25 protein-coding genes are annotated in these 26,648 nt (G+C 40.6%); 9 read left to right on the forward strand and 16 right to left on the reverse strand.

What is annotated here, in order from left to right; translation table 11 throughout:
- Nucleotides 1-2: 2 nt before the first annotated feature.
- Nucleotides 3-200, forward strand: coding sequence for a DUF1656 domain-containing protein (locus M301_RS11290; protein ID WP_013148912.1), 198 nt, complete (start codon nucleotides 3-5; stop codon nucleotides 198-200).
- Between the two features lie 12 nt (nucleotides 201-212).
- Entirely contained in the window at nucleotides 213-1,085 is an 873-nt protein-coding gene (locus tag M301_RS11295; RefSeq protein WP_013148913.1) for an efflux RND transporter periplasmic adaptor subunit, read from the forward strand.
- Between the two features lie 42 nt (nucleotides 1,086-1,127).
- Here M301_RS11295 and M301_RS11300 read toward each other — a convergent pair whose 3' ends face one another.
- Nucleotides 1,128-2,030: a LysR family transcriptional regulator gene (locus M301_RS11300; protein ID WP_013148914.1), complete on the reverse strand. Its 903-nt coding sequence runs from the start codon at nucleotides 2,028-2,030 to the stop codon at nucleotides 1,128-1,130.
- A gap of 203 nt (nucleotides 2,031-2,233) precedes the next feature.
- Between M301_RS11300 and M301_RS11305 the strand changes: the two genes are divergently transcribed.
- Genes M301_RS11305 through M301_RS11315 form a run of 3 tightly spaced genes read left to right on the forward strand, consistent with a single transcriptional unit; the run spans nucleotide 2,234 to nucleotide 5,867 of the window.
- A complete protein-coding gene (locus M301_RS11305; protein WP_013148915.1) occupies nucleotides 2,234-2,692 on the forward strand; it encodes a (2Fe-2S)-binding protein in 459 nt (152 codons plus the stop codon).
- Between the two features lie 10 nt (nucleotides 2,693-2,702).
- Complete coding sequence (locus M301_RS11310; protein ID WP_013148916.1) at nucleotides 2,703-4,880, forward strand: xanthine dehydrogenase family protein molybdopterin-binding subunit; 2,178 nt, start codon at nucleotides 2,703-2,705, stop codon at nucleotides 4,878-4,880.
- A 3-nt stretch (nucleotides 4,881-4,883) separates the two neighbouring features.
- Nucleotides 4,884-5,867 (forward strand): XdhC family protein, encoded by a 984-nt coding sequence (locus M301_RS11315; protein WP_013148917.1) that lies wholly within the window; start codon nucleotides 4,884-4,886, stop codon nucleotides 5,865-5,867.
- A gap of 3 nt (nucleotides 5,868-5,870) precedes the next feature.
- Here the strand turns inward: M301_RS11315 and M301_RS11320 are convergent, their stop codons facing one another.
- Both M301_RS11320 and galU read right to left on the reverse strand, forming a co-directional pair.
- Complete coding sequence (locus M301_RS11320) at nucleotides 5,871-6,446, reverse strand: nucleotidyltransferase family protein (protein WP_013148918.1); 576 nt, start codon at nucleotides 6,444-6,446, stop codon at nucleotides 5,871-5,873.
- 144 nt (nucleotides 6,447-6,590) lie between these two features.
- On the reverse strand, nucleotides 6,591-7,478 hold the full coding sequence (galU, locus tag M301_RS11325) for a UTP--glucose-1-phosphate uridylyltransferase GalU (RefSeq protein WP_013148919.1): 888 nt from the start codon (nucleotides 7,476-7,478) through the stop codon (nucleotides 6,591-6,593).
- A gap of 378 nt (nucleotides 7,479-7,856) precedes the next feature.
- On the opposite strand from galU, the gene M301_RS11330 reads away from it, so the two are divergent.
- The 4 genes from M301_RS11330 to gmhB are packed head-to-tail and all read left to right on the forward strand — an operon-like array spanning nucleotide 7,857 to nucleotide 10,791.
- Nucleotides 7,857-8,897 (forward strand): GHMP family kinase ATP-binding protein, encoded by a 1,041-nt coding sequence (locus M301_RS11330; RefSeq protein WP_013148921.1) that lies wholly within the window; start codon nucleotides 7,857-7,859, stop codon nucleotides 8,895-8,897.
- The gene (locus tag M301_RS11335) at nucleotides 8,894-9,490 is read left to right on the forward strand and encodes a D-sedoheptulose-7-phosphate isomerase (protein ID WP_238524638.1); all 597 of its coding nucleotides are present in this window, start codon (nucleotides 8,894-8,896) and stop codon (nucleotides 9,488-9,490) included. Before M301_RS11330 ends, M301_RS11335 begins: the two co-directional genes overlap by 4 nt.
- Nucleotides 9,487-10,203 carry a nucleotidyltransferase family protein gene (locus tag M301_RS11340; RefSeq protein WP_013148923.1) on the forward strand — a complete coding sequence of 239 codons (717 nt, stop codon included), beginning with the start codon at nucleotides 9,487-9,489 and terminating at the stop codon, nucleotides 10,201-10,203. The genes M301_RS11335 and M301_RS11340 overlap by 4 nt, the downstream gene beginning before the upstream one ends.
- A gap of 15 nt (nucleotides 10,204-10,218) precedes the next feature.
- Nucleotides 10,219-10,791 (forward strand): D-glycero-beta-D-manno-heptose 1,7-bisphosphate 7-phosphatase, encoded by a 573-nt coding sequence (gene gmhB, locus M301_RS11345; protein ID WP_013148924.1) that lies wholly within the window; start codon nucleotides 10,219-10,221, stop codon nucleotides 10,789-10,791.
- Nucleotide 10,792: 1 nt separating this feature from the next.
- Here the strand turns inward: gmhB and M301_RS11350 are convergent, their stop codons facing one another.
- The 13 genes from M301_RS11350 to M301_RS11410 all read right to left on the reverse strand — a co-directional run bounded on the left by M301_RS11350 (nucleotide 10,793) and on the right by M301_RS11410 (nucleotide 26,597).
- Entirely contained in the window at nucleotides 10,793-11,572 is a 780-nt protein-coding gene (locus tag M301_RS11350; protein WP_013148925.1) for a WecB/TagA/CpsF family glycosyltransferase, read from the reverse strand.
- 26 nt (nucleotides 11,573-11,598) lie between these two features.
- Nucleotides 11,599-12,699, reverse strand: coding sequence for a glycosyltransferase family 2 protein (locus M301_RS11355; RefSeq protein ID WP_238524639.1), 1,101 nt, complete (start codon nucleotides 12,697-12,699; stop codon nucleotides 11,599-11,601).
- Nucleotides 12,700-12,841: 142 nt separating this feature from the next.
- On the reverse strand, nucleotides 12,842-13,807 hold the full coding sequence (gene galE, locus M301_RS11360) for a UDP-glucose 4-epimerase GalE (RefSeq protein ID WP_013148927.1): 966 nt from the start codon (nucleotides 13,805-13,807) through the stop codon (nucleotides 12,842-12,844).
- Nucleotides 13,808-13,856: 49 nt separating this feature from the next.
- A complete protein-coding gene (locus M301_RS11365; RefSeq protein ID WP_013148928.1) occupies nucleotides 13,857-14,597 on the reverse strand; it encodes a WecB/TagA/CpsF family glycosyltransferase in 741 nt (246 codons plus the stop codon).
- 77 nt (nucleotides 14,598-14,674) lie between these two features.
- A complete protein-coding gene (locus tag M301_RS11370) occupies nucleotides 14,675-16,108 on the reverse strand; it encodes a hypothetical protein (RefSeq protein ID WP_013148929.1) in 1,434 nt (477 codons plus the stop codon).
- Nucleotides 16,109-16,148: 40 nt separating this feature from the next.
- Complete coding sequence (locus M301_RS11375) at nucleotides 16,149-17,273, reverse strand: acyltransferase family protein (protein WP_013148930.1); 1,125 nt, start codon at nucleotides 17,271-17,273, stop codon at nucleotides 16,149-16,151.
- A gap of 80 nt (nucleotides 17,274-17,353) precedes the next feature.
- A complete protein-coding gene (locus M301_RS11380; protein ID WP_013148931.1) occupies nucleotides 17,354-19,294 on the reverse strand; it encodes an acyltransferase family protein in 1,941 nt (646 codons plus the stop codon).
- A gap of 28 nt (nucleotides 19,295-19,322) precedes the next feature.
- Complete coding sequence (locus M301_RS11385; RefSeq protein WP_013148932.1) at nucleotides 19,323-20,975, reverse strand: GMC oxidoreductase; 1,653 nt, start codon at nucleotides 20,973-20,975, stop codon at nucleotides 19,323-19,325.
- Nucleotides 20,972-22,186 carry a glycosyltransferase gene (locus M301_RS11390; RefSeq protein ID WP_013148933.1) on the reverse strand — a complete coding sequence of 405 codons (1,215 nt, stop codon included), beginning with the start codon at nucleotides 22,184-22,186 and terminating at the stop codon, nucleotides 20,972-20,974. The genes M301_RS11385 and M301_RS11390 overlap by 4 nt, the downstream gene beginning before the upstream one ends.
- 67 nt (nucleotides 22,187-22,253) lie before the next feature.
- Nucleotides 22,254-23,201, reverse strand: a complete 948-nt coding sequence (locus M301_RS11395; RefSeq protein ID WP_013148934.1) for an NAD-dependent epimerase/dehydratase family protein — start codon at nucleotides 23,199-23,201, stop codon at nucleotides 22,254-22,256.
- On the reverse strand, nucleotides 23,198-24,604 hold the full coding sequence (locus M301_RS11400) for an O-antigen ligase family protein (RefSeq protein ID WP_013148935.1): 1,407 nt from the start codon (nucleotides 24,602-24,604) through the stop codon (nucleotides 23,198-23,200). The genes M301_RS11395 and M301_RS11400 overlap by 4 nt, the downstream gene beginning before the upstream one ends.
- An 81-nt stretch (nucleotides 24,605-24,685) precedes the next feature.
- Nucleotides 24,686-25,525: a 3-deoxy-8-phosphooctulonate synthase gene (gene kdsA, locus M301_RS11405; RefSeq protein WP_013148936.1), complete on the reverse strand. Its 840-nt coding sequence runs from the start codon at nucleotides 25,523-25,525 to the stop codon at nucleotides 24,686-24,688.
- Nucleotides 25,526-25,601: 76 nt separating this feature from the next.
- Nucleotides 25,602-26,597, reverse strand: coding sequence for a glycosyltransferase family 2 protein (locus tag M301_RS11410; protein WP_013148937.1), 996 nt, complete (start codon nucleotides 26,595-26,597; stop codon nucleotides 25,602-25,604).
- Between the last annotated feature and the right edge of the window lie 51 nt (nucleotides 26,598-26,648).

The raw sequence follows: 26,648 nt of genomic DNA on the forward strand, positions 1-26,648 counted from the left end.
CCATGCCACGTGAAATAGCACTCCTAGATGCGCTGGTACCTACTTTGTTATTTGGCTTTTTAGCCGCAAGCTGCGGCTCACTCATCATAGACTGGTTACTTACACGCTATCATCTATACCGTTTTATTTGGTATCCGGCACTATTTAGATTAGCGGCATTTGGTTGCATGTTCGCCTTGAGCGGGCTTTGGATTTACTGATAGGAATGAAAAATGAACGACCTTAGCAAAAAACTGATTCGATTATCAATTACGCTGACACTCGTGATTGCTGCCATTATACTTGGCCGTATGCTTTGGGTGCGCTACATGGATTCGCCATGGACACGCGACGGAAGAGTGAGGGCTGATATCGTCAATATCGCCCCTGATGTAAACGGTTTAGTCACCTCAGTTGCGGTGCGAGATAACCAATTTGTGCATCGTGGTGATGTGCTGTTTACTGTGGATACTGAGCATTACAAAACAGCCGTTGCCCAAACAAAAGCCTTGGTTGAGCAGCGCAAAGTAGAGCTCACTATGAAACTAGGCCAGGCTAAACGACGGGCTGAAATTGATGACCAAGTCATCTCGCAAGAAAATCGTGAAGATAGCTCATTGATAGCCACTAGCGCCAGAGCAGAATATGAGGCCGCTTTGGCTGAATTAGATCTAGCTAAATTGAATTTATCACGTACGGTTGTGCGTTCACCTGTTGATGGCTGGGTATCTAACTTAGTAGTACGACCTGGGGATTTTGCCCAGATAGGCGCGCCTAAACTGGCAGTAATAGACCAACACTCATTCTGGGTATACGGCTATTTTGAGGAACATAAACTCGCATTGATGCAAGTAGGAGACCCTGCAGAAATCAGGTTAATTAGCTCTAATCAAATCTTAAAGGGCCACGTAGAAAGCTTTGCACGCGGCATTACTGACCGAGACAACCCTACAGATGTGAGGTTACTTGCAAACGTTAATCCGAGTTTTAACTGGGTAAGGTTGTCGCAACGCGTGCCTGTAAGAATTACGCTGGATGAAATACCTAAAAATCTGACTTTAGTGGCGGGGATGACATGTACCGTGATTGTTCATCCGAGAAACTAAGAGTTGTTGAATTTAAAGTTACTAAATTTAATATGCATGAATTTAATATAAACTCACATTACTCAGCGTTTCAACTAAGTGATCAAACACCAACCTGACACGCTCAGCCACAGGGCCACGTTGTGGGCGATAAACATAAATACCCCAAGGTTCAGGTGACTGATCGGGCAATACAGAGACTAACTGGCCTGTGCGAATATACTTTGCACACAGCAAATCAGCGAGTTGGCCATAACCTATACCTGCAAGCACCGCCTCCAACTCCGCCTCAGGATCATCGGTGATAAACACTGGCGCTGTTGGCAAACAATCTGGTTCACTTGCAAAAGACCATGGCCAAATTCTGCCAGTGTTTTGGTCAATTAGGCCGATATGCGGCATCTGACATAAATCACTCACTTGATGAGGTGCGCCGTACTTCGCAACAAGCTCTGGAGTGCCAACGATATAAAACTTAATTTCTCTTGCCCGTCTTGCAACATTTCGGTTTTCACCGAAGAATCCTATGCGCACGCCAATATCCATCTGATCAGCTACGACATTATCGATTAAGTCAGAGAATCTTAAGTCAAGCTGGATGCCTGGGTAATTTTTTATGAACTCCATGAGCGCTGGTAGCAAATATTTCCGCCCCAGCGAATTTGGCATGGTGATTTTTACCGAGCCTTCTATTTGCTGAGTCTCGGGACTTTTATTAAGCTGAAACAGCGCATCCATTTGGTCAATTACGCTCTCACTTTTTAATACCATCTGCTTGCCAAATTCGGTAATGCTGGTATTACGCGTACTCCTATAAAAAAGTGGCTCGCCTAATAGCTCTTCGAGTTCTTTTATCGCGCGAGTCACAGATTGTGGTGATATACCTAGTCTTTTAGAGGCTTCTCTAAAGTTTGTGGACTCTGCGACCACTTTAAAAATGCGCAGCATGTCTAACTGATTTTGCATATCGAATTGATCCACTATTTGGAATTATCAATTCCAAATTATTCCACACTATGACAACTAACACTATGCGATAGTATCGAATATCAACAAAACTAACGTTAAATTATTAAACCTATTTAACAATCGAAATATATTAAGACTAAGCTACGTTTAAAGATAAAGCCTAAATCAAACAAGCAGAATCAAAGAAGGGACAATCCAACATGATTACTTTGAACATTAACGGTAAAGATCTACAACTCGATGCACCAGAGGATATGCCAATATTATGGGCATTACGAGATGTTGTACATTTGACTGGTACTAAGTTTGGCTGCGGCATGGCGCAATGTGGTGCTTGTACAGTGCATCTTGATGGCCAAGCTATACGATCTTGCGTAACGCCAGTTACGGCGGCTGTTGGCAAAAAAATCACTACTATCGAGCATATGCAAAATGATAAAGTTGGTCAAGCCGTGCAAGCCGCATGGAGTGCCGTTGATGTGGTGCAGTGTGGTTACTGCCAATCTGGTCAAATCATGGCGGCAACCGCCCTGCTCACTAGTAATAAGAAACCTACAGACGACGATATAGATGCGGCAATGAGCGGCAATATTTGCCGTTGTGGCACTTACCCTAGAATTCGTGCAGCTATTCACGAAGCTGCCAACAAGTTAGCTTAAGGAGCCGACCATGAACTCACCGTTAAATATCTCAAGACGTACCTTCATTAAAGCCACTGCATTAACCGTTGGTGGCCTAGTGATAGCCTTCTCTATTCCCAATGCTAAGCGCTTTATGCTGCCTGGTATTCCAGAGGCTAATGCCAGCGAAGAAGCTAGCAAACTACCAACCCCAAATGCTTTCTTGCGCATAGATACAGATAACACGATTACAGTCATGTTGGCACACAGTGAAATGGGTCAAAGCATTTGGACTACACTGCCAATGTTGATTGCTGAGGAGTTAGATGTAAGCTTGAGCAATATTAAAGTGATGCATGCACCTGCCGCGCCAGAATACATCCACACTGCTTATGGTATTCAAATCACTGGTGGCTCCTCAACGACTTGGTCTGAGTTTGACCGTTATCGTCAGGCCGGCGCCTTAACCCGCGCACTGCTGGTCAGTGCTGCTGCGAAGAAATTAGGTGTTGCGGCTGAAAGTATCAAAACAGAAAATGGTTTCGCAATTAGTGGCGATAAAAAAATCAGCTATGGTGATTTAGCTGAAGCAGCAGCGAAGCTAGAAACACCAAAGACTGTCACACTGAAACAACCAAAAGACTGGAAAATCATCGGCAAAGCCACTAAACGCCTTGATGGCCCTGAAAAAATAAACGGTACGGCAATCTTCGGTCAAGATGTTCACTTTGATGGCTTAATGACCGCGATGGTCGCTCGCTCTCCAGTATTTGGCGGATCCGTTAAGACTTTTGATGCTAGTGCGGCAAAGAAAATTAAAGGCGTACAACAAGTAGTGCAAGTGCCGTCAGGTGTGGCTGTGATTGCAGACAATTACTGGGCAGCAAAACAAGGCCGTGATGCGCTTAAAATAGAGTGGAATTTAGGACCAAACGCAGGTCTTGATTCAAAAGCCTTAGTCAGTGAGTACCGTAAAATGGCTGCTACCCAAGGGTTACCAGCTGCTAAAGCTGGAGATCTTAAATTAGCAGCATCTAAGGCCACAAAAACTGTTGAAGCAGAATATGTTTTACCGTACTTAGCACACTCACCGATGGAACCGCTGAATTGCTCAGTGAAAATCAGTAAAGACGCCTGTGAAATATGGACAGGTACGCAGATGCAAGGCACCGACCAACTAGCTGCTGCAAAAATACTAGGATTGAAGCCTGAGCAAGTGACGATACATACCTTATTCCTTGGCGGTGGTTTTGGCAGACGCGCCAATCCAGCAGCAGATTTTGTCTCTGAAGCCGTTCAAGTAGCTAAAGCTGCTGGTGTTCCAGTGAAAACTGTATGGAGCCGTGAGGATGATGTTAAAGGTGGTTACTACCGTCCTATGTATCTACACAAAGCTAAAATTGGTGTTGACGCTAAAGGTTTACCAGTCGCATGGGAGCATACAGCTGTAGGTCAGTCCATTATGTTAGGCACACCATTTGAAGCCTACCAAATCAAAGATGGCGTTGATGCGACTTCTGTTGAAGGCGTTGCTGACTCACCTTATATAAAAGGTACGCCCAATCACCTTGTGAGCCTACATACTCCAAAAACTGGCGTTCCTGTGCTCTGGTGGCGTTCAGTTGGTCACAGCCACTCTGCCTTCGTTATGGAAAGCTTAGTGGATGAACTGGCACATGCAGCAAAAAGAGATTCGCTAGAATATCGCCGTGAATTACTCAAAGATCACCCGCGACATTTGGCGGCACTGAACTTAGCCGCAGAGAAAGCAAGCTGGGGCAAGCCTTTACCTAAAGGCGTATTCCGCGGGATTGCGGTGCATGAGTCTTTCGGCAGCTTTGTGACACAAATTGCAGAGGTTTCAGTCAATAAGGGTGAAGTCAAAGTACACCGTATGGTCTGCGCGATTGATTGCGGCTTATCGGTCAATCCAGATTCGCTGAAAGCACAAATGGAGTCGTCTATTTCTTTTGGCCTTGGTGCGGCAATGCAAAGTGAGATCACATTCAAAGATGGCATGGTAGAACAATCAAACTTTCATGACTACAAGGTGATGCGCATGGCCGACATGCCTAAAGTAGAAGTGTACATTGTGCAAAGTACTGAGAAAATGGGTGGTGTCGGTGAGCCAGGCTTGCCGCCGGTAGCACCTGCCGTCACCAATGCCATTTTTGCGGCGACAGGTAAGCGTATACGCAGCCTGCCAATTGGCAATCAACTGGCTTAAAAAATGAAATCGCTTGATTGGGAAGTGCTGAGCCGAGCTGTTGAATGGCTAGATAGCGGCTATAAAGCACATTTATTTACCGTGATGCATACTTGGGGGTCGGCACCACGTCTACCAGGTGCATTACTGGTGGTGCGCGAAGATGGGCATCTTATTGGCTCAGTCTCGGGAGGCTGTATTGAAGATGACCTCGCCGACAAAGCGCGCCATCAGGAATTACCACTATCAGCCACGGTACTAGAATACGGCGTAAGCAATGATGAAGCGCACCGATTTGGTATCCCTTGTGGAGGTCGTTTACAGATATTTGTGGAGCCTTTAAATGACTCTGCTCACTTGTCATTGCTGCTGCAAAGTATTGAGCAGCGTAAGTTAATCAAGCGTTCCGTTAGCCTGGGTACAGGACAAGTCAAGATTAATCAGGTGTTACCTGAAGGTCCGCCAAGAATTGACGGTGATTGGTTTCATAGCTACTTTGGCCCACAGTGGCGCTTGCTGATTATCGGCGCCAATCAACTTGGTTCTGTTTTAGCAAGCATGGCGCAGGTGCTGGATTTTGACGTGCTCATTTGTGACCCACGTGCAGATATTCGTGCAGAGTGGCATGTAGAAGGCGTTGAGTGGATTTATGAAATGCCAGACGATGCCGTGGTCGAAATAAACCCCGATGCTTACACCGCCATTGTGGCCGTCACACATGACCCCAAGCTAGATGATATGGCATTACTTGAAGCACTCAAATCCAATGCATTCTATGTTGGAGCACTGGGCTCAATCAAAAATCAAGTAAAGCGTCGTGAGCGCATGCGTATGTTCGACCTCACTGAATCAGAGATTGCAACATTGCATGGCCCTGTTGGTCTATCTATCGGCAGTCGTACGCCTGCTGAAATCGCGATTGCGATACTTGCTGAGCTTATTCAAGTGCGAGCGCAACAATTAAAGGCTAACGCCATCAACCCAATCTATGAGTATTGCGCCGCCTAACACTTAAAGTTTAAGGTCTGCGGGTGTATCAATATCGGCCAGAATTCCTGAGTCATCACACTCTAGAAAGACAACCTCTTCTGGGTAACGTTTAAGTATAGATCGCGCGCCCTCATCGCCATGTAGACTTTCAAGATCAGCCCGAAATTTAGCAGAAAATCCCACGGGATGACCACGTTTTCCTTGATAAGTAGGCACAACGATAGATGCACCCTCACTCAGTTTAGACGCAATTGCAGCTGCAGTCTTTGAGTCAATATACGGCATATCGGCCAAGGCAATCACGAAACCATCGCTAGACTCACTGAAACTAGCAGAAAATTTAATTGCTGCAGATAAGCTATCTGCCATTTCTGTCTCTTGCTCACTACAAAAAAACACCTTAAGCCCTGCATCTTGCAACAAGAGCGCTAGCGCCTTATTTTCAGGTCTAACAACTGCAATCGAAAGTGGAATAGCCTCAATAAGCCTCTTAGCTGATGCCAGTGCTATAGGGTTACCATCTGGTAAAGCCTGTAAAAGTTTGTCAGATATTCCAAACCGTCTGGAGAAACCCGCCGCCAATAAAATACCTATCATTGATAACCCTGCATTTTAATTGTGTTAAAAGTTAGACCATCTTAAAGTCGCTGGTTTATACAATTTTTAATAAAATCAATGTAGTGAAATAAAAATGCCCACATCACTGCGGGCACTTTTTAAAACTTAAAACCAACTCAAGCTTTAGCTAGCTTTCTTTTTATCATTCACAATAGACTCTAACAAAGCACGTAAGTCTTTAGAAACTTCTGGATGTTTTAGTCCTAGACGAATCGTTGCTTCTAAATAACCAAATTTAGAGCCACAGTCATAGCGTACACCATCAAATCGGTACGCTAATATTTGTTCTTCAGTAAGCAATCCTGAAATACCATCGGTTAATTGTATTTCACCGCCGGCACCAGCTTTCACATTGTCTAAGTGATGGAAAATTCTAGGAGTCAGAATATAACGTCCTACCACCGCCAATGTAGATGGTGCATCTTTTGGATCAGGCTTCTCTACGATCGCTGAAACTTGCTCAATATTTTTGTTGAGTGGCGTGGTTGCAACAATACCATAGCTCTTGGTTTGATCTGCTGGTACATTCTCAACGCCTAGAAGTGAGCAACGGTAGTAATCATAAGCCTCTACCATTTGCTTCATGATAGGCGTTTTACCATCAAGTAAATCATCCGCTAAAATCACAGCAAATGCATCATCATTCACCACAGGCTTAGCTAAGCGCACCGCATGGCCTAAACCCAAAGCTTGCGTTTGGCGAATATAAATACAGTTAACGTTTTTAGGAACAATATTTTGTACTATTTTAAGTAATTCGGTTTTACCGTTACGCTCAAGCTCATTCTCTAACTCGTACGCCATATCAAAATGGTCAGATATAGAACGCTTATTTCTACCTGTAATAAAAATTAAATCAGTAATTCCTGCCGCAACTGCCTCTTCAACTGCATATTGAATCAATGGCTTATCTACAATGGGTAGCATTTCTTTTGGATTTGCTTTGGTAGCTGGCAAAAAACGTGTGCCTAAACCGGCAACTGGGAAAACTGCTTTAGTAACTTTTTTCATTATGACCAATCATCTAGTAAGTTAACAATGTCTCAATTATATTCACATAAAACAGTACTGACTACACCAAATTTGTAATTGATTTGTATTGTACAAAGTTAATCATTGAAACCTCATTTTTGTTAAAAACACCTGATATTTAACTTACATAAATGTATAGTTATACTGAGTAAATATCTTTGTATTTTTAAGTTGCGAACAGCGTATACTTTCATAGGCATGATGAAAATTAGCTACAATTAGTCTAAACTTAGTAAAAATTTCGCAAAAATTACCTACTTGAATTTGGCATAATGCTTGCTTCATTAAAAGTGAATCCTCAAATCCAAAGTACGCCTAAGCATTTAACTCAATTAAAAAATTATTAACTATGGTCATATGAATAACGACAATTCAACAATAAGAGCTAGAGCCCCCCTAAGACTAGGTTTAGCAGGTGGTGGGACAGATGTATCCCCTTACTCAGACGAATTTGGCGGTTTGGTCCTAAACGTGACTATAGATAAATATGCTTACGCAACCATCATACGTCGTCTCGATGACCATGTGGAGCTGATTGCTGCGGATAATAATAATCGCTGGTTTGGTAAGATGTCATCTAAACTGGAACGGGTTTCTGGTGTAGATTTGCATGTGGGTGTGTACAACCGCATCATCAAGGACTTCAACAACAACAAACCGCTATCGCTCAGTATCATCACCCACTCCGAAGCACCTCCAGGCTCAGGTCTAGGCTCGTCTTCCACCATGGTTGTGGCCTTAGTACAGGCATTCTGCGAACTGCTCTCCTTACCGTTAGGCGAATATGAAATTGCGCAACTTGCTTATCAAATCGAGCGTAATGACTTAGGCTTAACTGGTGGGAAGCAAGACCAATACGCAGCTACTTTCGGTGGCTTAAACTTTATGGAGTTTTATAAAGATCGCGTCATTGTTAACCCGCTTCGCATTAAGCCCCATATTAAAGCCGAACTAGAGTCATCATTAGTGCTGTTTTACACTGGCGTTTCTAGAGAGTCTGCTAAGCTTGTTGACGAGCAAACGTCTAATGTAAAAACCGGTGATGCTAAATATTTAGAGCCTTTACATGCAATTAAAGCGGAAGCCGTCAGTATGAAAGAAGCTATATTAAAAGCTGATTTCGATGCTTTTGCGGCTTCTATGCAGCATGGTTGGGAATCTAAAAAGAAAATGGCTAAGAGTATTTCCAACCCGATGATAGAAGAGATCTATAATGCTGCTATTGCCGCTGGCGCTAAAGCGGGTAAGGTTTCAGGCGCAGGCGGGGGTGGATTCATTATGTTTTTTGTTGACCCAGCACAACGCCCTTATGTGATGCGCGCACTTTCTAAATTTAACGGCCAAGTATCAACATGTAACTTTACTGATACCGGCACACAATCATGGAGAAAAGCTTGAGATCATTCATCAATCAAGAGATTGAAAAATCAATCAATACGTTTTCTAGCATTCTGAGCAACGAGAAATTACTTTCGCAAGTTGAAGTTTGCGTGACTGAAATTTGTTCAGCTCTAGGCAACAAAAATAAGGTCTTACTTGCTGGTAATGGCGGCAGTGCGGCAGATGCGCAACATATTGCAGGTGAGTTCGTCAGTCGCTTTAATTACGACAGGCCTGGTTTAGCCGCATTTGCACTCACAGTGGACACCTCGATATTAACGGCTATTGGCAATGATTATGGCTACGACAAGCTATTTTCTAGACAAATTCAAGCGGTAAGTGTGCCTGGAGATATTTTCTGGGCATATTCAACCTCAGGTAAATCAGCTAACATTATAGCTGCGATGGAAACAGCAAAACAACTAGGCTTGAAAGTCATTGGCTTTACAGGTCAAAATGGCTGGAGCCGTCCAGATTTAGTCGATTTCTCTATTGAAATCCCCTCCCCTGAGACGCCAAAAGTGCAAGAAGGTCATTTGCTCTTAGGTCATATTATTTGCGGCTTAGTAGAACTTAAAATATTCCCGCGCGAACAATACGCACCAACATGATGCATCCGGTTCTAATTCTAGCAGGCGGCTTTGGCACGCGCCTTAAAAGTGTTGTGCCAGATTTACCAAAACCCTTGGCAGATGTGAAGGGCAAACCATTTCTATGGTGGCTGCTACAGCAACTGGAAAACCAAGGTGCAAAAGATGTGTATCTATCCGTTGGCTACATGCACGAGCATATTCAAAGCTACTTTGGCGCAAAATTCAATCAAATCAATCTTCACTATATTGTAGAAACTGAACCACTTGGCACTGGTGGGGCGATTATGAATGCTTGCCAACAGATTCCAGAACAAGAAATTTTAGTTTTAAATGGTGACACGCTTGCCATGACAGACTTAAATAACTTTATAAAATTTGCAAAGAATTACACCTCAAAACTGTTTTTAGCCGTAGCTAAAGTTGCTGATGCAGGCCGATATGGCACAGTCATTGTTGATGGCAACCAAATTACGGGCTTTGCTGAAAAAGGCAAAGCAGGTGCTGGCTTAATCAATGCAGGTATTTACTTGCTGAATAAGTCATTATTTAATGATTTTAATCTGCCACAAAAGTTTTCATTCGAAACTGATATTTTAATGAAACACATCAATAGCTTAAACTTGATTGCTTATAGCGAAGTCTCAGATTTTATTGATATTGGAATCCCAGAAGACTACGCGCTAGCTCAAGAAAAAGTACCCAATATGGTATTAAGAAATAACATTAAATAAGCAAGACGAACATTCATGACACTCACACCCGCGCTGTTTCTAGACAGAGATGGCGTAATAAACATAGATAAAGGCTACGTACATCAAGCCGCAGAATGCGAGTTCGTAGAAGGTATTTTCGACTTAGTAAAACGGGCAAATTCGCTAGGCTATCAAGTGATTGTTGTCACCAACCAAGCTGGAATTGCACGTGGCTACTATACTGAAGCACAATTTCTAGATTTCAGTGCTTGGATGAAAAGTGAGTTCAGCCGCAATCAAGCACATATTGATGAAATTTACTTTTGCCCACACCACCCAGTGCACGGCTTAGGTGAATATCATATTGAGTGTGATTGCCGAAAGCCCGCGCCTGGCATGTTTTTAAAAGCGCAGGCTGCATTTAATATTGATATGCAAGCTTCTGTGATGGTTGGCGACAACATCTCTGATTTAGAGGCGGCCATTGCTGCAGGAGTGGGGAATTTGAATTTATTTATCAGCAATAGTATAGACCGAGCCATTACTGAAATAGAGCAAATGCAGGCCAAGGAACTGAAAATTAAAACTTTAACGTCACTCAGTGAAGTTAAGTTGCCTTCAATTTAAGCTAATGGCGACTCGTCCACTCTTTCCAAACTAATCCTGGAAATACCAAGGCATCACCTGCGTAGCGCTTGGCCAAACGCCTAGGCTCCGTCATCATGCGGTAAAACCACTCAATGCCGATGTTAGTCATCCATTTAGGTGCACGTGGTTTATTACCGGCTAAAAAGTCTATCGTTGCGCCTGCACATATTGCCACTTTCACAGGTAAACGACTGGCATACTGATTAACCCATGTTGCTTGTTTTGGCGCACCGAGACCTATGAGTAAAAAGTCTGCGCCAGAGTCTTTAATCAACTCACAAATTCGCTCACACTCAACGGCATCTTTTTCGAAACCAAACGGCGGGCTATATAAACCAGTGACTTTAACGTGTTGGTATGTACGTTCAATATTACTAGCAGCAATTTCAGCCACTCCTGGCATAGCACCAAGTAGAAAAACTTTGAGCTCAGCGTCGGCTCTATCGTGAAAGTGCTGGAAGATTGCTGGCACTAAGTCACTGCCAGTAACTGTCCCAGGTATGCTTTCACCCATTAATCTTGCAGTCCATACCACAGGCTTACCATCTGCCACGACCATTGATGCATTTTCAAAAGCATCTCGATAAGCTTGATTCTTACTTAACTGCACCACACAGTTTACATTCGGCGTCACTATGAATTTACAGTTGCTTTCTGCAAACTTTATCCATGTACTCACATAATCGACTGCCTCATTCATCGTGAGCGGATTAATCGTGATACCGAATATACTAATTTTCTTTGCAACAATATTTGCCATAATTTTTAAATCTCTCAGATGCTTTATTAATGATCGCGCTTAGAGCGCACCCATTCAGATTGGCGTTTAAACACAAATTTGATATAGAGCGGGACTTTTGCAAGGACATAAAGCGGAACCATTAATAACTCTGAAAATTTGACGATATGACGACCAAATTTATACCATGCCAATATCACCGCCGTCGCAACTAATAGTAAATCTAAAAATATCCAAGACCATGGCATCAGTTGCTGAGTCAGTATCACTATAAACATGCAAACCGCACTTAGCGTAGAAATAATCAATACTAACAAGGCAAGTGGCGGCACACACATATCAAGCGCTAGAGCCAGCATATTTAAGTTAGCCTGTTGAATACTTTGCATTATTAAAGGCAAGCCTTCTTTAACGATCATGCCAATGTGACCGTGCTCCCAACGCGTACGCTGGGTTTTAATACCCTCGGCACTGCTAGGAAACTCACTCGTAATGAGCGCAGCAGGGCAAAATCTTGGAGCAAGCTTTAACTTAGCTAAATCCACACCCAGCTTCATATCTTCTACAATATGTCCACTTGCTAAATTAACCTGGCTAATCACCTGCCAAGGGAATGCCATTCCTGAACCCATCAACTGACAAGGTAAGCATAGCCGATGAAACCCCAATGGTCTAGCCCAGTTCTTTACCGCCCAAGCAAACGCTGCAATCTTTATCTTCAGCGGTGAGTCCGCCTTAGCATGCATTAAATATAAGCCTTGTATAGGACGTTTATACTGCATTGCTTCATTCACTAAGGTTGAAATTGCATTCTCACCCAGTAGGCAATCTGCATCTAGGATCAACACAATATCTGGCGGATTTTTAGCTAAATGTTGAATACCAAAATCAAGTGCAAAACCTTTACCACGCTTAGTCTCATGAAACCGCTCAATCACCTCAACACCATGGCTTCTAGCCACAGTAGCCGTATCATCGTTACAGTTATCAGCCACCACTAGTACCTTAACATCAGCTGTTAATTGCGCCTTAATATTCCGTAAAGTTTGAGTAATACCTGTAGATTCATTATGTGCAGGAATCAATATTGTTGTTGATGAAGTGCGTTTTACGTTCTCGCTTTTGTTACTTAAAGGCAACAACGACATGAAGATTTGCACAAAGAAAGTGACAACGGGAATCGAAATAATAACTACGATAAAACAAAAAATAAGTGTAAGAATATTAGGCATCCTACTTAAGCACTCCATAAATTAATATTTTACGTTTCATTATCATTTCATGTCCCTATTACTTTGTTTCCCAAGCCCATGCATGTGCAATGATTGTGGCTAAATCGGTATAAACTGGAGACCAGCCTAATGTATTTTTAGCTAATGTTGCATCCGCTACTAATCGTGCAGGATCTCCAGCACGTCTTGGCGCATCTATCACATTGACCTTTTTACCAGTCACCTGCTCAGCTACTGAAATTACTTCCTGCACAGAAAAACCTGCGCCATTCCCAAGATTAAAGCGCTGACTAACGCCATCTTTCACCAATTGAGTCAGCGCTAATAAATGCGCTGAGCATAAGTCGACAATATGAATATAGTCGCGAATACACGTACCATCTGGCGTGTCATAGTCTCGACCAAATACACTAATATGAGAGCGCCTACCCGAAATTGCCTGAAGTACCAATGGGATTAAATGCGTTTCAGGTTCATGGCGCTCACCTAGCAATGCGCCCGGATCAGCGCCAGCTGCATTAAAATAACGTAAACACACTGACTTCAAACCATAAGCATGTTCATAATCGGCCAATATTTGCTCTACCATTAGCTTAGACCGCCCGTAAGGATTAAGTGGTGCCTTAGGATGTGCTTCGTCTATCGGTACATATTCTGGCTCACCAAATACTGCCGCGGTAGATGAAAATATGAAGCTATTCACTTGATGCTTCACCATGGTATTAAGCAAATTCAGAGTGTTGGTAAAGTTATTAAAGTAATACTTTGCGGGGTGCTGCACAGACTCGCCCACTTGAATGTAAGATGCAAAGTGCATCACAGCTTCTGGCTTATATTTTGTAAAAACATCATCTAACATAGCTGTATTGGCCAAATCACCCTCTACAAAATCACCACCTAATACGGCATCTCGAAATCCAGACGACAAGTTATCGAACGTGACAACCTTATGCCCTTCATCTAGTAACATTTTCACCATGTGCGAGCCTATGTACCCAGCACCGCCAACTACCAAAATTTTCATTTACACCCCAAATAATCAAAACATGGAAAATAATTAACGACTATCGACATTATTTAACACCTTGTTTTCTATATTGAATACAACTCACCAAAAACCTTAACACATCTAATGTGTAACGCTTATAAAGCCGCTTCGGCTCTATGCATAATCGATAGAACCACTCCATACGGATATTTTGCAACCATTTTGGTGCACGTGGTTTATCTCCACTCCAAAAGTCGAACAACCCGCCTACTCCTGCAAAGAAATTTGCATTAATTTGCTGATAGTTATCCAAAATCCACTCTTCTTGCTGCGCATTACCCAGCGCAACTAATACGACATCTGTAGAAGCAGCATTGATAATATCAACTAAATTGCTGGCATTTTTTATGCCATCATAGCCATCACAAGTTCCTACCACGACATGCCCTAATTTTTGCTCTAAATAACAAGCAGCGCCATTGATAGCTGTAGGACTGCCGCCGAGCAAAAATACACGTAACTTTTTCTGGGACTCCGAAAAGAAATACGGCATAAAATCCGTACCATTCAAATTAGCTTTAAATTTCCGTCCGTGCATTAATATGGAAGCAATGTCCATGCCCAGACCATCATTTACAATCACAACATCATCTATATAAAAACGCTCTGCCAGCAATCTACAATTAACAATAAAATTAGTATTCGCAAAAAAAAGTACGCTCTTTTTTGATGCTGAAATGCGGCTAAATATACTGTTGACCAATCCATTTTGCGTGGTTTCTCGAACAGGGTAGCCCGCAATATAAACAGTAGTATTATTTAGCATGAATATTCATTTGCTTAAATTAAGATATTGTATAACGACGCGTGCTATAAATCAGTTTCGTAGAAGCGTAACTCATATTACTTTACAATTTCACTCAGTGTAGCACTCACACTAGATGATTTACCGACACCACTGATTGCTGTCACAATGGGCTGAAAATCTTGTGATGGCCATTCAAAGGTAATAATTTGACCATCACTCAATTCGTTCGAGTCAAAAGTAAGTTTCTTGAGTGTCTTATCAAATATTTGAAAGCGCAATTTACCACCTCCGCTAGTAACTGCACGTAAACTATAGCTCTTACCTTGCTGTGGAAGTGCCCAGCTAGTATGACTAAGCCCTCGACCAGAGCTATTCACTTGAATAACTGAGGCATTAGTCTTATTAAACACCACAGCCTGCTGCAAGGTATCAAACACGCCCATAGGCCCTTCTGATTTTAATTGCCATTGACCGCGCATTGAAAGCAAATTGAAATTCTTCGGAGGTATAAAAGCCTTGCTATTTCCATCCACCCAACCTTTAGCTGAAATGACTTGCCGCAAACTTTGACGAATCATGTCAAGCTCTACTTTAGCAATATTATTCCAGACTGCTTTATGTAAATTAAATCCTGATCCATTTTCAACATAAATCACAAAAGGTGTACCGTAATTAGCATCAACAACATATGCACCATAAGTTTTTAAAGTAGCTGCAATTTTTTTCAACTCTGGCGTTTTTAGCTTATCTAAATTAAATGTACTTGGTAGCATTAACAAGGCGCCTTCTGGTACTTTCCCATAATTATCTTTAGCTGCAAAGCCATCTGCTGAAGTTGCAGGATAGATATATGCGGGATTTGCTGCCAAACCATTATTAGTTAATGACATTGCAAGTGCGTGCCTATACATTGTATCGCCATCATTTACTTCGTGCTTTCTTATTACGCCAGCGCCAGCAGGTACTCCAGTTGCTCTTGCACCCTGAAAATAATGTGCAGGATTACCCCACCCTCGCCCGTTAAGAGGCGTCCAAGCATACTGCGTAGCTGTCCATTGCCCTCCAATACTTTTTAATTGATAAAATGAATGTATAACCCGATTTACTGGATCCACAACATCAGCATGGCCATCACCACCGGCAGCTGGAACAACATTTGATGGCCAGTGAGGGATAGTAATATCTGAACGGAAACTTTCAGCATCAACATCCCACAAACCGGCCTTACCTGTACGCCCCTTAATCACCATTGGGGGGTCAGTTGGTTTTGCTAAAAAAAATCCAGTTGAGAACTCACCTTCTTGCACAGCTGGGAAATACAACGATTTAGGAATCTCATCACTAGCAAATGATGGCTCAACTGGCCTACTATTCCATAATGAGTCTGCAGAAAAAGGTTGTTCATACCGACCAAATTTATTGATTACGGCTGAGCTTACCTCAGCATAAACATTTACAGTTGGATAAGTTATCAATAGACAAGCAAATAAACACTTACCAACAGATATAACTCTCATCTTAGTGTTCATTTGGAATCCCTATTCAATACGCACAAAATCAGGTAGATCTTTAACGTACGGTAGCATTCGGTTTATTAACTAACTTGCGAGATACCTCTCTAAAAGGTCCTTCTACATTTTTATAAATATAATTACTTACTAATAAAACTAGACCTATAAAAATCATATAAGCAAGTGCCGCCCCAATCACAGACAACTGTGGCGTTGAAATCCCATCGATAACTGCTTCATGAGGCTTTAAAACTGTTCTATAGGTTTGATTTACCACCCACAAAAGAGCTGAGTGCGACATGTAAACCGAAAATGATATTGCCCCTAACCAAGTGAGCAATCTTAAATTTAAGACACGCTTTATAATTCCCCCGTCTGATAGAACAATAGAAAGTATCAATAAAGACGTCAGAAAATAAATGGTTACATCATAGTGCGGATTCGCTGGCTTAAATTGTAGAAAAAGCAATATACCAGCAAGCGGAATTGATATAAGGGAGGAATGGACTCTAAAATTAATTTTTTCTGAAATACTTGCTGTACAGCAGCCTATAAAAAATCCTGCTAGACATCTTACAAAAAAATTATGATCAATTGGCACTATCGTTACTAGAAGCACAAGAAATAAGAAAGCGCTTGAGTAAAAAACGAATAATTTAATCTTATTTAAATACAGAACAATTAAACCAAATATGAAATATGTATAAAACTCCGCACTAATTGACCATGCTGGACCATTAAACGTAATTGCTTCTTTATTTGACCAAAATGCTTGCACCAAAAAAATTTGCTTAAAAAACGCAGACCAATTGTTTTCCTCAAATGGAATACGATTGGGACTGTTAATTCCTAATTTATTGACTGCAACATATCTAAGAATTTCAACCAAGACCAAGGCAAACAAAAATATTATATGCACAGGATAAAGTCGACCAAACCTTAAGAACTGAAATTTAATTAAATCTTTCCCGGTTTTTATTTTTTCTGAATAAGCTTTAAAAATAACAAACCCTGAAAGAACAAAGAAGAGCTCAACCATTAAACTAGCATTTTTAATAATCGTAATATCGTAAAATAATGCATTCCAGCTTGGAATATGATGCACTACTATTAACAATGCTGCGATACCTCTAATACTCTCTAGTTCATGAATTTTAGTGGGTTGTTGTAAAGTTGTTGTCATTGCTTAATTTACTCTCTATTCAGCTAACTGTCGCATTTATAATTTTCCCAAGTAAAATCAATATGCCCTTTATACCCAAACTATTGACTCAAGTTACTATTACTTAAAATAATATTTTTTGCTACAAATCTTGAGCCATTAATGCTCAAATGATTAGGATCCCTATATAGCAACTCCCCATTTTTTGCCATGTAGCAAAAATTCTCATCGCAAAATAGCTGAGTAGTTCGCAATATTTTCACATTCAGATTAACTTTCTCAATGTCATCAAGCGTATGAATATATCGAGCTTTTTGTTTACCAAAAAATGTAGCTTCATCTTCACAGGTATGCCATCTAAGATAGCTGCCAGAAAACTTGCAATTTTTAGGACTAAAAGAGAAATTTGGAGTGTCATCTAAAATGTAAATATTTTTATTATGTTTATTTAGCATATTGATGGTTTTTTGTAACTCATTCTTGAAACTACTATCAGTTGGGACTTCTTTCAGTCTTTGTGACCAATACGAAGACATAATCACTGTAGTAATTTTTTGATTATTGGCAACCTCATTAAAAATAGCACTAAACTCTTTATTACTAATAATTGGCAACCCACTTTTAATGTAATAGCCTACATTTTTGTTTTTTAACTCCTCAGCAAGCCCTAAAAACAGATGCTCCGCATGACTGTCGCCTATAATCACAGTGTCAATTTGTCCTTCTTTAGACTGAAAACATCTAACAGTATCTTTCCAAGGAAGCGCCTCCTTGCGAATAGCTAAAGGGGTACATAATTTAAAATGCGCTTGGTAATATTCACGAAACTCATCGTGCCCTACATCACCTTGATTAACCACTTGAAGGTTTGCTACTTCGCGTGACTTTAGCCCATCTTTGAGATATGTGACATATCCAACTAGACCCACTGCAATCATCAGGGAAAATAAAATAATGGTAACTTTTTTATCTTTTCTAAAGCGTAGTGGTTTTTCTACGAATTGATAAGATAGCCAAGCCAATACAAATGCAGCCAATATTGCAATAATCCTAACCTTAGGCGTAGGTAGTTCACTGATTAAAATATGCTCAAAAGAAAGCAGCGGCCAATGCCACAAATAAAGTGGGAAGCTAATTAACCCAACCCAAACTAAAATTTTATTGGATAAAACTTTTTGATTTACCCATGCCCCCATGCCTGCAGCAATAATAAGGGCCGTTCCTACGGTAGGCATTAATGCCCACCAGCCTGGGAAAGCGCTCTCTTTAGTGATGGTTGTAACGGCTAAGCCAATGAGTGTTAAGCCAATTACGGAAGATAAATTTTTAGCATTTGGTGGTAAATTATCTAATAAATCTGATTTAAATAATTTTACATAAGCTAGCGATGAGCCTATGAGTAATTCCCAAAAACGTGTTTGTGGAGAATAAAACGTAGCTGTTGCATTGGAATGAACTTGCACTATATTCAGCAAAAATGAAACCAACAATATAGAAAAGCTAACCCATAAAAAATTAAATTTTTTCTTCCAAGCAAACCAAGCTAGTAATGGCCAAATAATATAAAACTGTTCTTCTACACCTAGGGACCATAAATGTAATAAAGGCTTTGTATCTGCAGCATTATCAAAGTATCCACTCTCGCTCCATAACACCAAATTAGACACAAACCCTGCTCCAGCAGCAAGATGTTTCCCAAGTATCTTAAACTCATCTGCAAGCAGGGCAAACCAGCCAAACAAAAAACATACACTTAAAACTACCAGCAATACGGGATATATGCGTTTAACACGACGGCTATAAAACTCAAAAAAACTAAAGCTGTCTTTGGATAGATTTTCAAAAATGATTGTTGAAATCAAAAAACCAGAGATTACAAAGAAAATATCAACGCCTACGAAGCCACCTTTAACCCAAGTAGGAAACGCGTGAAATATAACGACTGATAGCACCGCTATCGCTCTCAAGCCATCAATATCTGGGCGATATTTAGGATGGCTTAATTGTTTGTCTGCATGTTGTTGATTTAAGTTTACTGTCATTTGGATGTTTTTTTATTTTTAGAGTTAATTAACGCGCTACCATCGTTCTATCTAAGTAGTTAGCCAACCTCAAAGCTAATGCAATGATGGTAAGCGTTGGATTGGCATGGCTATTTGTTGGAAATACGGAAGCACTCGCCACGAATAAATTCGCTACCCCATGTAATTGACAGTTCTTATCCACCACACTATTTTGTGCTGAGCTGCCCATTTTGGTCGTACCTATATGATGTCCACCAACGGGTAAAGCGCCAGAAATTCTCTCTTTTAGCTCACCATAATCAAAAGCCAACTTACATGCTTGTGTCGTAGCTAAAAGTCGCTGAAGCTGTATAAAAGACTCTACACCTGATGCAATATCCGTTTCTGTTAACTTCCAATGCACAGAAACACGAGGCATTCCCTGCGCATCTACCTGGTCAAGCAAAGTAATTTTATTACTGGCATCTGGCACTTGCTCACTGTTAAATTCAAGCGGATAGCTTCCATTTCTATTAGGAACAAGTGTATACGGCAACCTGCGCTCAGCCAGCTTCATTTTGAATATATAGTCATAGCCAAAGCTAAATACTGAGCCAATATCTGTCGCCACATTTTTAATGTGTGCCAAACTGCTGTTATTGATCTTGTTACCACTACTTGCACCATGGTTTAAAATAGACTGATGCTCTGATGCCAATATCGACTTTGCAAGATAAATTGTTGAGAGTACCCCACTGCCGTGTCCAGCATCTGCATAAGCTGGAAAATGTAAACGAAAAACTGAATTTAACAGACCATGTTCGGCCTGAAAAGCTTGCGAGAACTGCAATTTGCGCCGCGCATAAACACCATCTTTCGTTTTTTTAAAATCAAAAAATGGCTTCTTGCCGCTGAAACTTAAATCACCAAATATTAAGTCGTAGTGACATCCATAAAATTTACCAAGTGCTGGATCAAATCTAGCCCAATTTGGTGCATGCGCTCTAGTAGAAAGCAGTAATCGTGTCGTCTCAATGCCGCCACCGCACAATATAAAGTTCGCCGCATTTATAGTGAGTTTGTGTAAGCCGTCAGTGACTTCAATTGAAGTCACCCTGTTATCTTGGTCAGTCAAATTTAATTTTGTGCAACGCGCTCTAAGTAACACTTGTGCCAGCTTTGAACTACTTAATTCATTTTTATATTTTTTTGAGAAATCAGTGGGTAAGCTATAACGCTCAATTCTTTCTTGTAAATGGGGCTGTAAGTTTGGCAATTCGTCAAACATCGGTGCAGCATTGCCAGCCAGTGCGTTGATCGTAAAGTCTGCGACACCAGCATCGCAATAACTCATTGCCTCAGGGTAATAATCCTCAATCTCTTGTAACTCAATTGGCCAACCACTATTAGGCACATGAGCTCGTACATTTATATCTATTGCATCTAAGGGTACGCAGCGCCCACCCCAAAGGTGAGTAGTACCACCAAACCTTTGACGGCGATATTCTGTAGTGGCTGGGTGTGGCGCATCTGCATGCCCCGTATAGGCATCATCCAAAGCTGCATCTTCGTGCCAATCGCCGCTATCTATCAATAAAACGCGATGCCCTTTGCGTATGAGTGCTATGGCTAAACTAATACCAGCTGCGCCGCTACCAATAATGCAATATGGGTAATCTTGCAGGCTTTCAGATACACAGTCTTTTAAATATGAAATCATGATGACTTAATGGCAGCCTTAAACAAGGACTCTAACTTATCTACTTCGGTGTTAAAGTCATGTAATTCGCGCAACCTTACTGATGCACGCTCGCCCATTTGCTGTATTGCACTAGGGGTAGCCATGGTAACCTGACCTAAGGCCTGTACTAGCCTCTCTACTGAGCCTGCCGGCACTAACCAACCATTGACTTGATCAATCACTAGTTCTGGAATACCTGCAATTTGCGTGGTCACGACAGGCCTACCTAATGCAAATGCTTCCATAATCACTACGGGTAAACCTTCTGCAAAACTTGGCAGCACTAATGCGCGGCAACGCTCAATTTCAGCGCGTACCTCGACGCTACCTTTCCAGCCTAATATTTTAATTGCACTTTGTAATTTACGGCGCTCAATAATTGTCTCAATTTCTTTTCTTAGAGGCCCATCACCAATCAATACTAGCTCACATTTTCCGCCAGCCTCTACATGCTGCGCTACAGCCTCAACTAGAATAGGCAAGCCTTTTTCAGCACATAACCTACCGACAAAAACTAACCTAGGCGCTTCGGGAATTGGCTGAATATTAGACACATCAAAACTCTTTCCTACTGAACAGCGCACTATATGCAATTTATGCCAAACATTAGCGTCACTAAACAACATACACTGACTTTTACAAAAGCTGGTAATAGTTGCAGTAAAAGCTGAGCGTGCAATTTTTTCACCTAGCGCCCAATGCTTTGGATGAAAAAATATGCCTGGGCCGTGAACAGTCATACTGTAAGGTATGCCAGACATTGCAGAGCTTAGCATTGCAACGTTAGCTGAGTTTTCCGCGATATGGTTATGCACAATCTCAATACCAACTGCCTGCATGCGATGTGCTAAATAGGCGGCTTCAACTAAATAAGCTAACTGCAAAAAAGCGCCACGTAAGCCTAGTGCGCGTGTTTTCCATGCAAGCTTAAAAGCACTTAAAATCTGAAAAGGTGATTTAAAAAAAACGGCAAAGAAAGTAAGGATAAGCGTTAATGGGCTTTTTTCTAAAATATAATCTGTAGTCGATTGTTCTGCAGCTACTTCAGTACTTACATTCTTATCATTCGCCTCACGACGTATTGAAAATGTAAACACCTCATGCCCTCTGGCACGGAGCTCGATGACTTCATTGCGAATAAAAGTATCACTAGCACGCGCGTAGATACTGGTGAGATAAGCTATTTTCATATAGTTTTTTAGTTTATTTACAAAATGTATTTGCCGACATTGCCATACGGTCGAGAGTTTAAAATCATTATTGAAAGCTTTTTGGTTGCCAATTTAAAAGCTGCTTTGCCTTTGTATTTGAAAAGAAAAATGGTTTCATTCTTGAAGCAAAAGCATGGGGGAAAAATAAATCTGGCAGAACTCGTGTTTTATTAAGCATATTGGCAACTGGAAAAATAATCTTAATTAAAGGCGACAGTAACCACCAAGCAAGAACTATACCGCCCGTCTTGATGCTCTTTCTATTACGCAAAGCTGAAAGGTATTCCATTTGAGATGGTAAATCGTCATCTAATAAATGTACTGTTTCAACCTTACTTACTTCTAAACTAGCTGATTTTAATATAGCACTAAGTACTGACTCTAAATTAACAAGCGGTACTTTACCTTGATGATTCACCAACAACTGAAATTTTGATTTAATAATACCCGCATGCGCTGCGTTTAATGTGTTGCGATCATAAACTAATCCCGGTCGAAAAATCACACACTGATTGACACCATTAGCACCAAAAGCTCGGTAAATATCTTCTTGCTGAGTTTTCAATACAGAGTACTGACCCATTTTCTGGTAATTGCGTGAGATATTAGTTTCTTCATTGATAACTGTTAGCGCCTTTGTGCTCTCATAATCAAGCACTGAAATGCTGCTCATGCCAATGAGTTTCTTAATGCCTGATCGTTGCATTTCGGCAATGAGCTTCTTTGTACCCAGCAACACATCATTGCTTGCATCTATTGATTTAGGATTCATAGATGCAGCAAGATGCACTACACAATCAATCGAAAAGGTACTCAAATCTGGAATTTCATCTTCATCTAGATCACAAATAATTACTTCCAAATTCTTTAAATCAACCCACTCCAATGGCGCTTGTTTACGCACCAACGCAACTACTTGGTAACTATGCAATAGAGCCTCTGCAACTAGGCTTTTACCAATAAAACCGTTTGCTCCAGTAATGAGTAACTTCATGAGGCCTTAGCAACTTGAGTTGTCGCCTTATTTTCATCGCTCTGCTGAAGTTTGGCGTAATTTACCGCATACGCAGCCCCTAACACAAACCATAAGTACCAATTAAAGGAGAGATAGGCGAGCATATTGTCAGAGTAAGCATCTAATGCAAACTCCAATAAAAACATTATGGCCGAGAATATCATAAGTTTATTTTGCTTATAAAACGGTACTAATAACTGTCCAACTCTAAAGTGTAGCCAAATAAAAGCAGCCAATCCAAAACCACCCGTTTCAAAAATCAACTGAACATAAACGCTGTGTGCATTCATTTGAAAACCCGTGGACATCGGGAAGAAATCTACAGAATAGTGCCGAAACCCCTCCAAGCCATAACCAAAAAAATAGTGGGATATATCCATGAAATTTAAGCCAGACTCCCACATTAACTTTCGCCAAGCATAAGAGTTAAGCTTACTGTAGTTAACAACTTCGTTGCCCTGCGCAAGATCCATAAATCGATCTCTAACTTCTGGAATCATAAAGCCAACAATTGGCGCCATTAAAATATATATTAAATATTTACGCTCATAAATTAAGGCATATATAGTAAAAAATGCAAAGCATGCTGCCCACGCGCTTCTCGTCTTAGTCAAAATCAATAACCCAAGCATAATGAGAATATAAACTGGCAAGGTTTTACGTATAAATACTGAAAAATAACTTACTTTAGCTTTATAAAAATAGAATCCAAGAGATATCATTAACACTAGATAAAAGGCAAAAATATTAGGATGTGAGAAGGTGCTATTGATGCGGAATCCCTCTGACTCTTGAGAATGAAACCCACCATTCAATATGTCTATAAACGAATACGCTACTGGGATCAAAGAAGATAAAAAGACTACACGCATCCAGCGACCATAATCCTCTTCTGACTTGATTAGCGTAATTGCAAGCGTAAAAATAGAAGCATAAGATAATAAAGATAAAAAGCTTTTGACAGCATTTAATGGCTCTGGCGTTATTAACAAAGTGAAAAAAGCAATGGATAAAAATGGCAGCCAAGTTTGCTTTATCACCTTTCGTACAGGATTCGGCCTCTCAAAAATGGCAATGAAAGCGATAATGATGACTAGAGCGTTTAATACAGCACCCAAGCCAAAGCTACCTAACCTGGTGGCATCTAACAACTGATCAATACCAGATCTAAAGAGTAATATTAGAAAAAACAGCAGATAGCGATCAAAGAAGAATAAAAATCCAATGATCAAAGTAGCTGGTACGGCTAATAGAATTCCATAATTATCGCCTACCGCAGTGCCAAATAATGCGACAAAAGTGCCTATAAATAGCGTTATAAATAACCCCAGTAAAGCAAGAATAATTAACGACTTTGTTGATAGTGCAGAAGATTTAGTCACTTAAATATCCTTAACATAACTCTGTGTGGGGTCATCTTATGTGCACTACGAGTTAACTCCATTAAGGCACATGTCATTTTTTTAAACAATATTTAACGGTGGAAATGATTTTACCAAATCATCAATCGCTTTAATTTGCGTTAAAAATGCCTCTAGCTGATCAATAGGCAATGCACTCGGTCCATCACATTTAGCTTCTTTAGGATTTGGATGTGCCTCTAAAAATAAGCCAGCCAAGCCTACCGCCATACCTGCACGTGCTAAATCTACCACTTGCTCACGCCTGCCGCCTGACGCTGCACCAAGCGCCTCTCTTTGTTGCAGCGCATGTGTGACATCAAATATGATTGGCGTGCCTGGACAGACCTTTTTCATCACGCCAAAACCAAGCATATCTACTACTAAGTTATCGTAGCCAAATGCACTGCCACGCTCACATAAAATTACTTTGTCATTACCCGCTTCTTTAAACTTCTCAACGATATTAAGCATTTGATGCGGGCTTAAAAACTGTGGTTTTTTCACGTTTATTGGTTTACCTGTTTTTGCTAATGCAACCACGAGATCTGTTTGACGTGCCAAAAATGCTGGTAACTGTAGAATATCAATCACTTCAGCCACAGGTGCAGCTTGCCATGGCTCATGCACATCGGTAATCAATGGCACACCAAACTCAGCCTTAACCGCCTGAAATATCTTTAAGCCCTCTTCCATACCTGGACCGCGATGCGAGTTGATTGAAGAGCGATTAGCTTTATCGAATGAAGCCTTGAATACTAAAGGGATACCCAGTTTTTTAGTCACATTAACATAATGCTCGCAAGCCTTTAGCGTGCTTTCTACGTCCTCAAGTACATTGATACCGCCAAATAGCACAAAGCTTTTTTGATTATCAAGAATAATATCTTTAGTTAATTGCATAGTTTTCCTTACAAATTAAATTTAACACGCAGCTTAAATTGCTATTAATTTGCATTTCTAATATTCATATAAAAATTTATGATTGTATAAAAGCCCGAGTTTTTTTTAATAAAAAAATTGCCCTCGTCATTGATGTTGCAAGTATGGTTTTCTTTTTCACGACTAAGAAAAGTGCGACTTTCCAATAAAAAGATGTATTTTCAAAAGTGAAAATTTTGTCATCCGTTTCTGGGAATGTATCTGGTATTAACTTGTACAAGTTCTTATCAAACGTGTAAAGCATTTGATAACGAGAGGCTAACTTAACTTTATCTAATGATTTAATTAAATCCGCATTTGGAAACTCATCGCTAAAAAAGGCATTTACAGATTCCACAGCTTTAATACTTTGTTGACAAGACGAAACGCTCCATGAGTTTATATAAGAGTTAACATTATCACGATTATAAATATATAAAGCTTGATTTACATATTCAATTTCTTTTGCATTTGCAAATAGCTTGCTCATTACAACCAGATCTTCACCTACGTTAATATTGATTGGCCAATGAATATTGTGGACGGTTGCTAACGATTTTTTAAATATTTTATTCCAAGGCGTCCATACAATTTCACTGCGGAGCATTGAAGCTGTAATTAATAGAGGATCTCTCACAGATAAAGACTGGTTTTGGTAAATTAACTCACCATTTTTAAGATCATAATAATCTGAGTAAATAATGTCAGCATTAGTATCATTAGCACGCGCAACCATCAATTCAACCATATTTGGGGCAATGTAATCATCAGAATCCACGTAAAGAATATACTCACCTTTAGCTTTATTTAACCCAGTTTCCCTAGTAGCAGAAATACCCTTATTTACCTCGTGCTGAATGATCCTTACATCTATAGATGCACCTTTGTAGCGGCTAATGACATCAAGTAAAATTACCTCACTATTATCTTTACTACAATCATTAATAAATACCATCTCAAAGTCTTTATTTGTTTGCTCAAAAATAGACACAGCACATCGCTCAATGTACTTCTCTACGCCGTATACAGGAATTATGATGGATATTTTGGGCATTTTACTTATCTAAAATTGATTACTACTGAAGTTTAAACTTATTATTAAGCG

It is taken from the genome of Methylotenera versatilis 301 (genome assembly GCF_000093025.1).
In the GTDB taxonomy this organism is placed as follows: Bacteria; Pseudomonadota; Gammaproteobacteria; order Burkholderiales; family Methylophilaceae; genus Methylotenera; species Methylotenera versatilis.

Excerpts from the sequence above, each read along its gene's own strand:
- M301_RS11355 (WP_238524639.1), bottom strand. The coding sequence starts at position 12,699 with ATGTCGTTGTTGCCTTTAAGTAACAAAAGCGAGAACGTAAAACGCACT.
- galE (WP_013148927.1), bottom strand. The coding sequence starts at position 13,807 with ATGAAAATTTTGGTAGTTGGCGGTGCTGGGTACATAGGCTCGCACATG.
- M301_RS11370 (WP_013148929.1), bottom strand. The coding sequence starts at position 16,108 with ATGAACACTAAGATGAGAGTTATATCTGTTGGTAAGTGTTTATTTGCT.
- M301_RS11330 (WP_013148921.1), top strand. The coding sequence starts at position 7,857 with ATGAATAACGACAATTCAACAATAAGAGCTAGAGCCCCCCTAAGACTA.
- M301_RS11410 (WP_013148937.1), bottom strand. The coding sequence starts at position 26,597 with ATGCCCAAAATATCCATCATAATTCCTGTATACGGCGTAGAGAAGTAC.
- M301_RS11310 (WP_013148916.1), top strand. The coding sequence starts at position 2,703 with ATGAACTCACCGTTAAATATCTCAAGACGTACCTTCATTAAAGCCACT.
- M301_RS11320 (WP_013148918.1), bottom strand. The coding sequence starts at position 6,446 with ATGATAGGTATTTTATTGGCGGCGGGTTTCTCCAGACGGTTTGGAATA.
- M301_RS11305 (WP_013148915.1), top strand. The coding sequence starts at position 2,234 with ATGATTACTTTGAACATTAACGGTAAAGATCTACAACTCGATGCACCA.
- galU (WP_013148919.1), bottom strand. The coding sequence starts at position 7,478 with ATGAAAAAAGTTACTAAAGCAGTTTTCCCAGTTGCCGGTTTAGGCACA.
- M301_RS11385 (WP_013148932.1), bottom strand. The coding sequence starts at position 20,975 with ATGATTTCATATTTAAAAGACTGTGTATCTGAAAGCCTGCAAGATTAC.
- M301_RS11365 (WP_013148928.1), bottom strand. The coding sequence starts at position 14,597 with ATGCTAAATAATACTACTGTTTATATTGCGGGCTACCCTGTTCGAGAA.
- M301_RS11315 (WP_013148917.1), top strand. The coding sequence starts at position 4,884 with ATGAAATCGCTTGATTGGGAAGTGCTGAGCCGAGCTGTTGAATGGCTA.
- gmhB (WP_013148924.1), top strand. The coding sequence starts at position 10,219 with ATGACACTCACACCCGCGCTGTTTCTAGACAGAGATGGCGTAATAAAC.
- M301_RS11395 (WP_013148934.1), bottom strand. The coding sequence starts at position 23,201 with ATGAAGTTACTCATTACTGGAGCAAACGGTTTTATTGGTAAAAGCCTA.
- M301_RS11300 (WP_013148914.1), bottom strand. The coding sequence starts at position 2,030 with ATGCAAAATCAGTTAGACATGCTGCGCATTTTTAAAGTGGTCGCAGAG.
- M301_RS11295 (WP_013148913.1), top strand. The coding sequence starts at position 213 with ATGAACGACCTTAGCAAAAAACTGATTCGATTATCAATTACGCTGACA.
- kdsA (WP_013148936.1), bottom strand. The coding sequence starts at position 25,525 with ATGCAATTAACTAAAGATATTATTCTTGATAATCAAAAAAGCTTTGTG.
- M301_RS11375 (WP_013148930.1), bottom strand. The coding sequence starts at position 17,273 with ATGACAACAACTTTACAACAACCCACTAAAATTCATGAACTAGAGAGT.
- M301_RS11380 (WP_013148931.1), bottom strand. The coding sequence starts at position 19,294 with ATGACAGTAAACTTAAATCAACAACATGCAGACAAACAATTAAGCCAT.
- M301_RS11390 (WP_013148933.1), bottom strand. The coding sequence starts at position 22,186 with ATGAAAATAGCTTATCTCACCAGTATCTACGCGCGTGCTAGTGATACT.
- M301_RS11290 (WP_013148912.1), top strand. The coding sequence starts at position 3 with ATGCCACGTGAAATAGCACTCCTAGATGCGCTGGTACCTACTTTGTTA.
- M301_RS11340 (WP_013148923.1), top strand. The coding sequence starts at position 9,487 with ATGATGCATCCGGTTCTAATTCTAGCAGGCGGCTTTGGCACGCGCCTT.
- M301_RS11350 (WP_013148925.1), bottom strand. The coding sequence starts at position 11,572 with ATGGCAAATATTGTTGCAAAGAAAATTAGTATATTCGGTATCACGATT.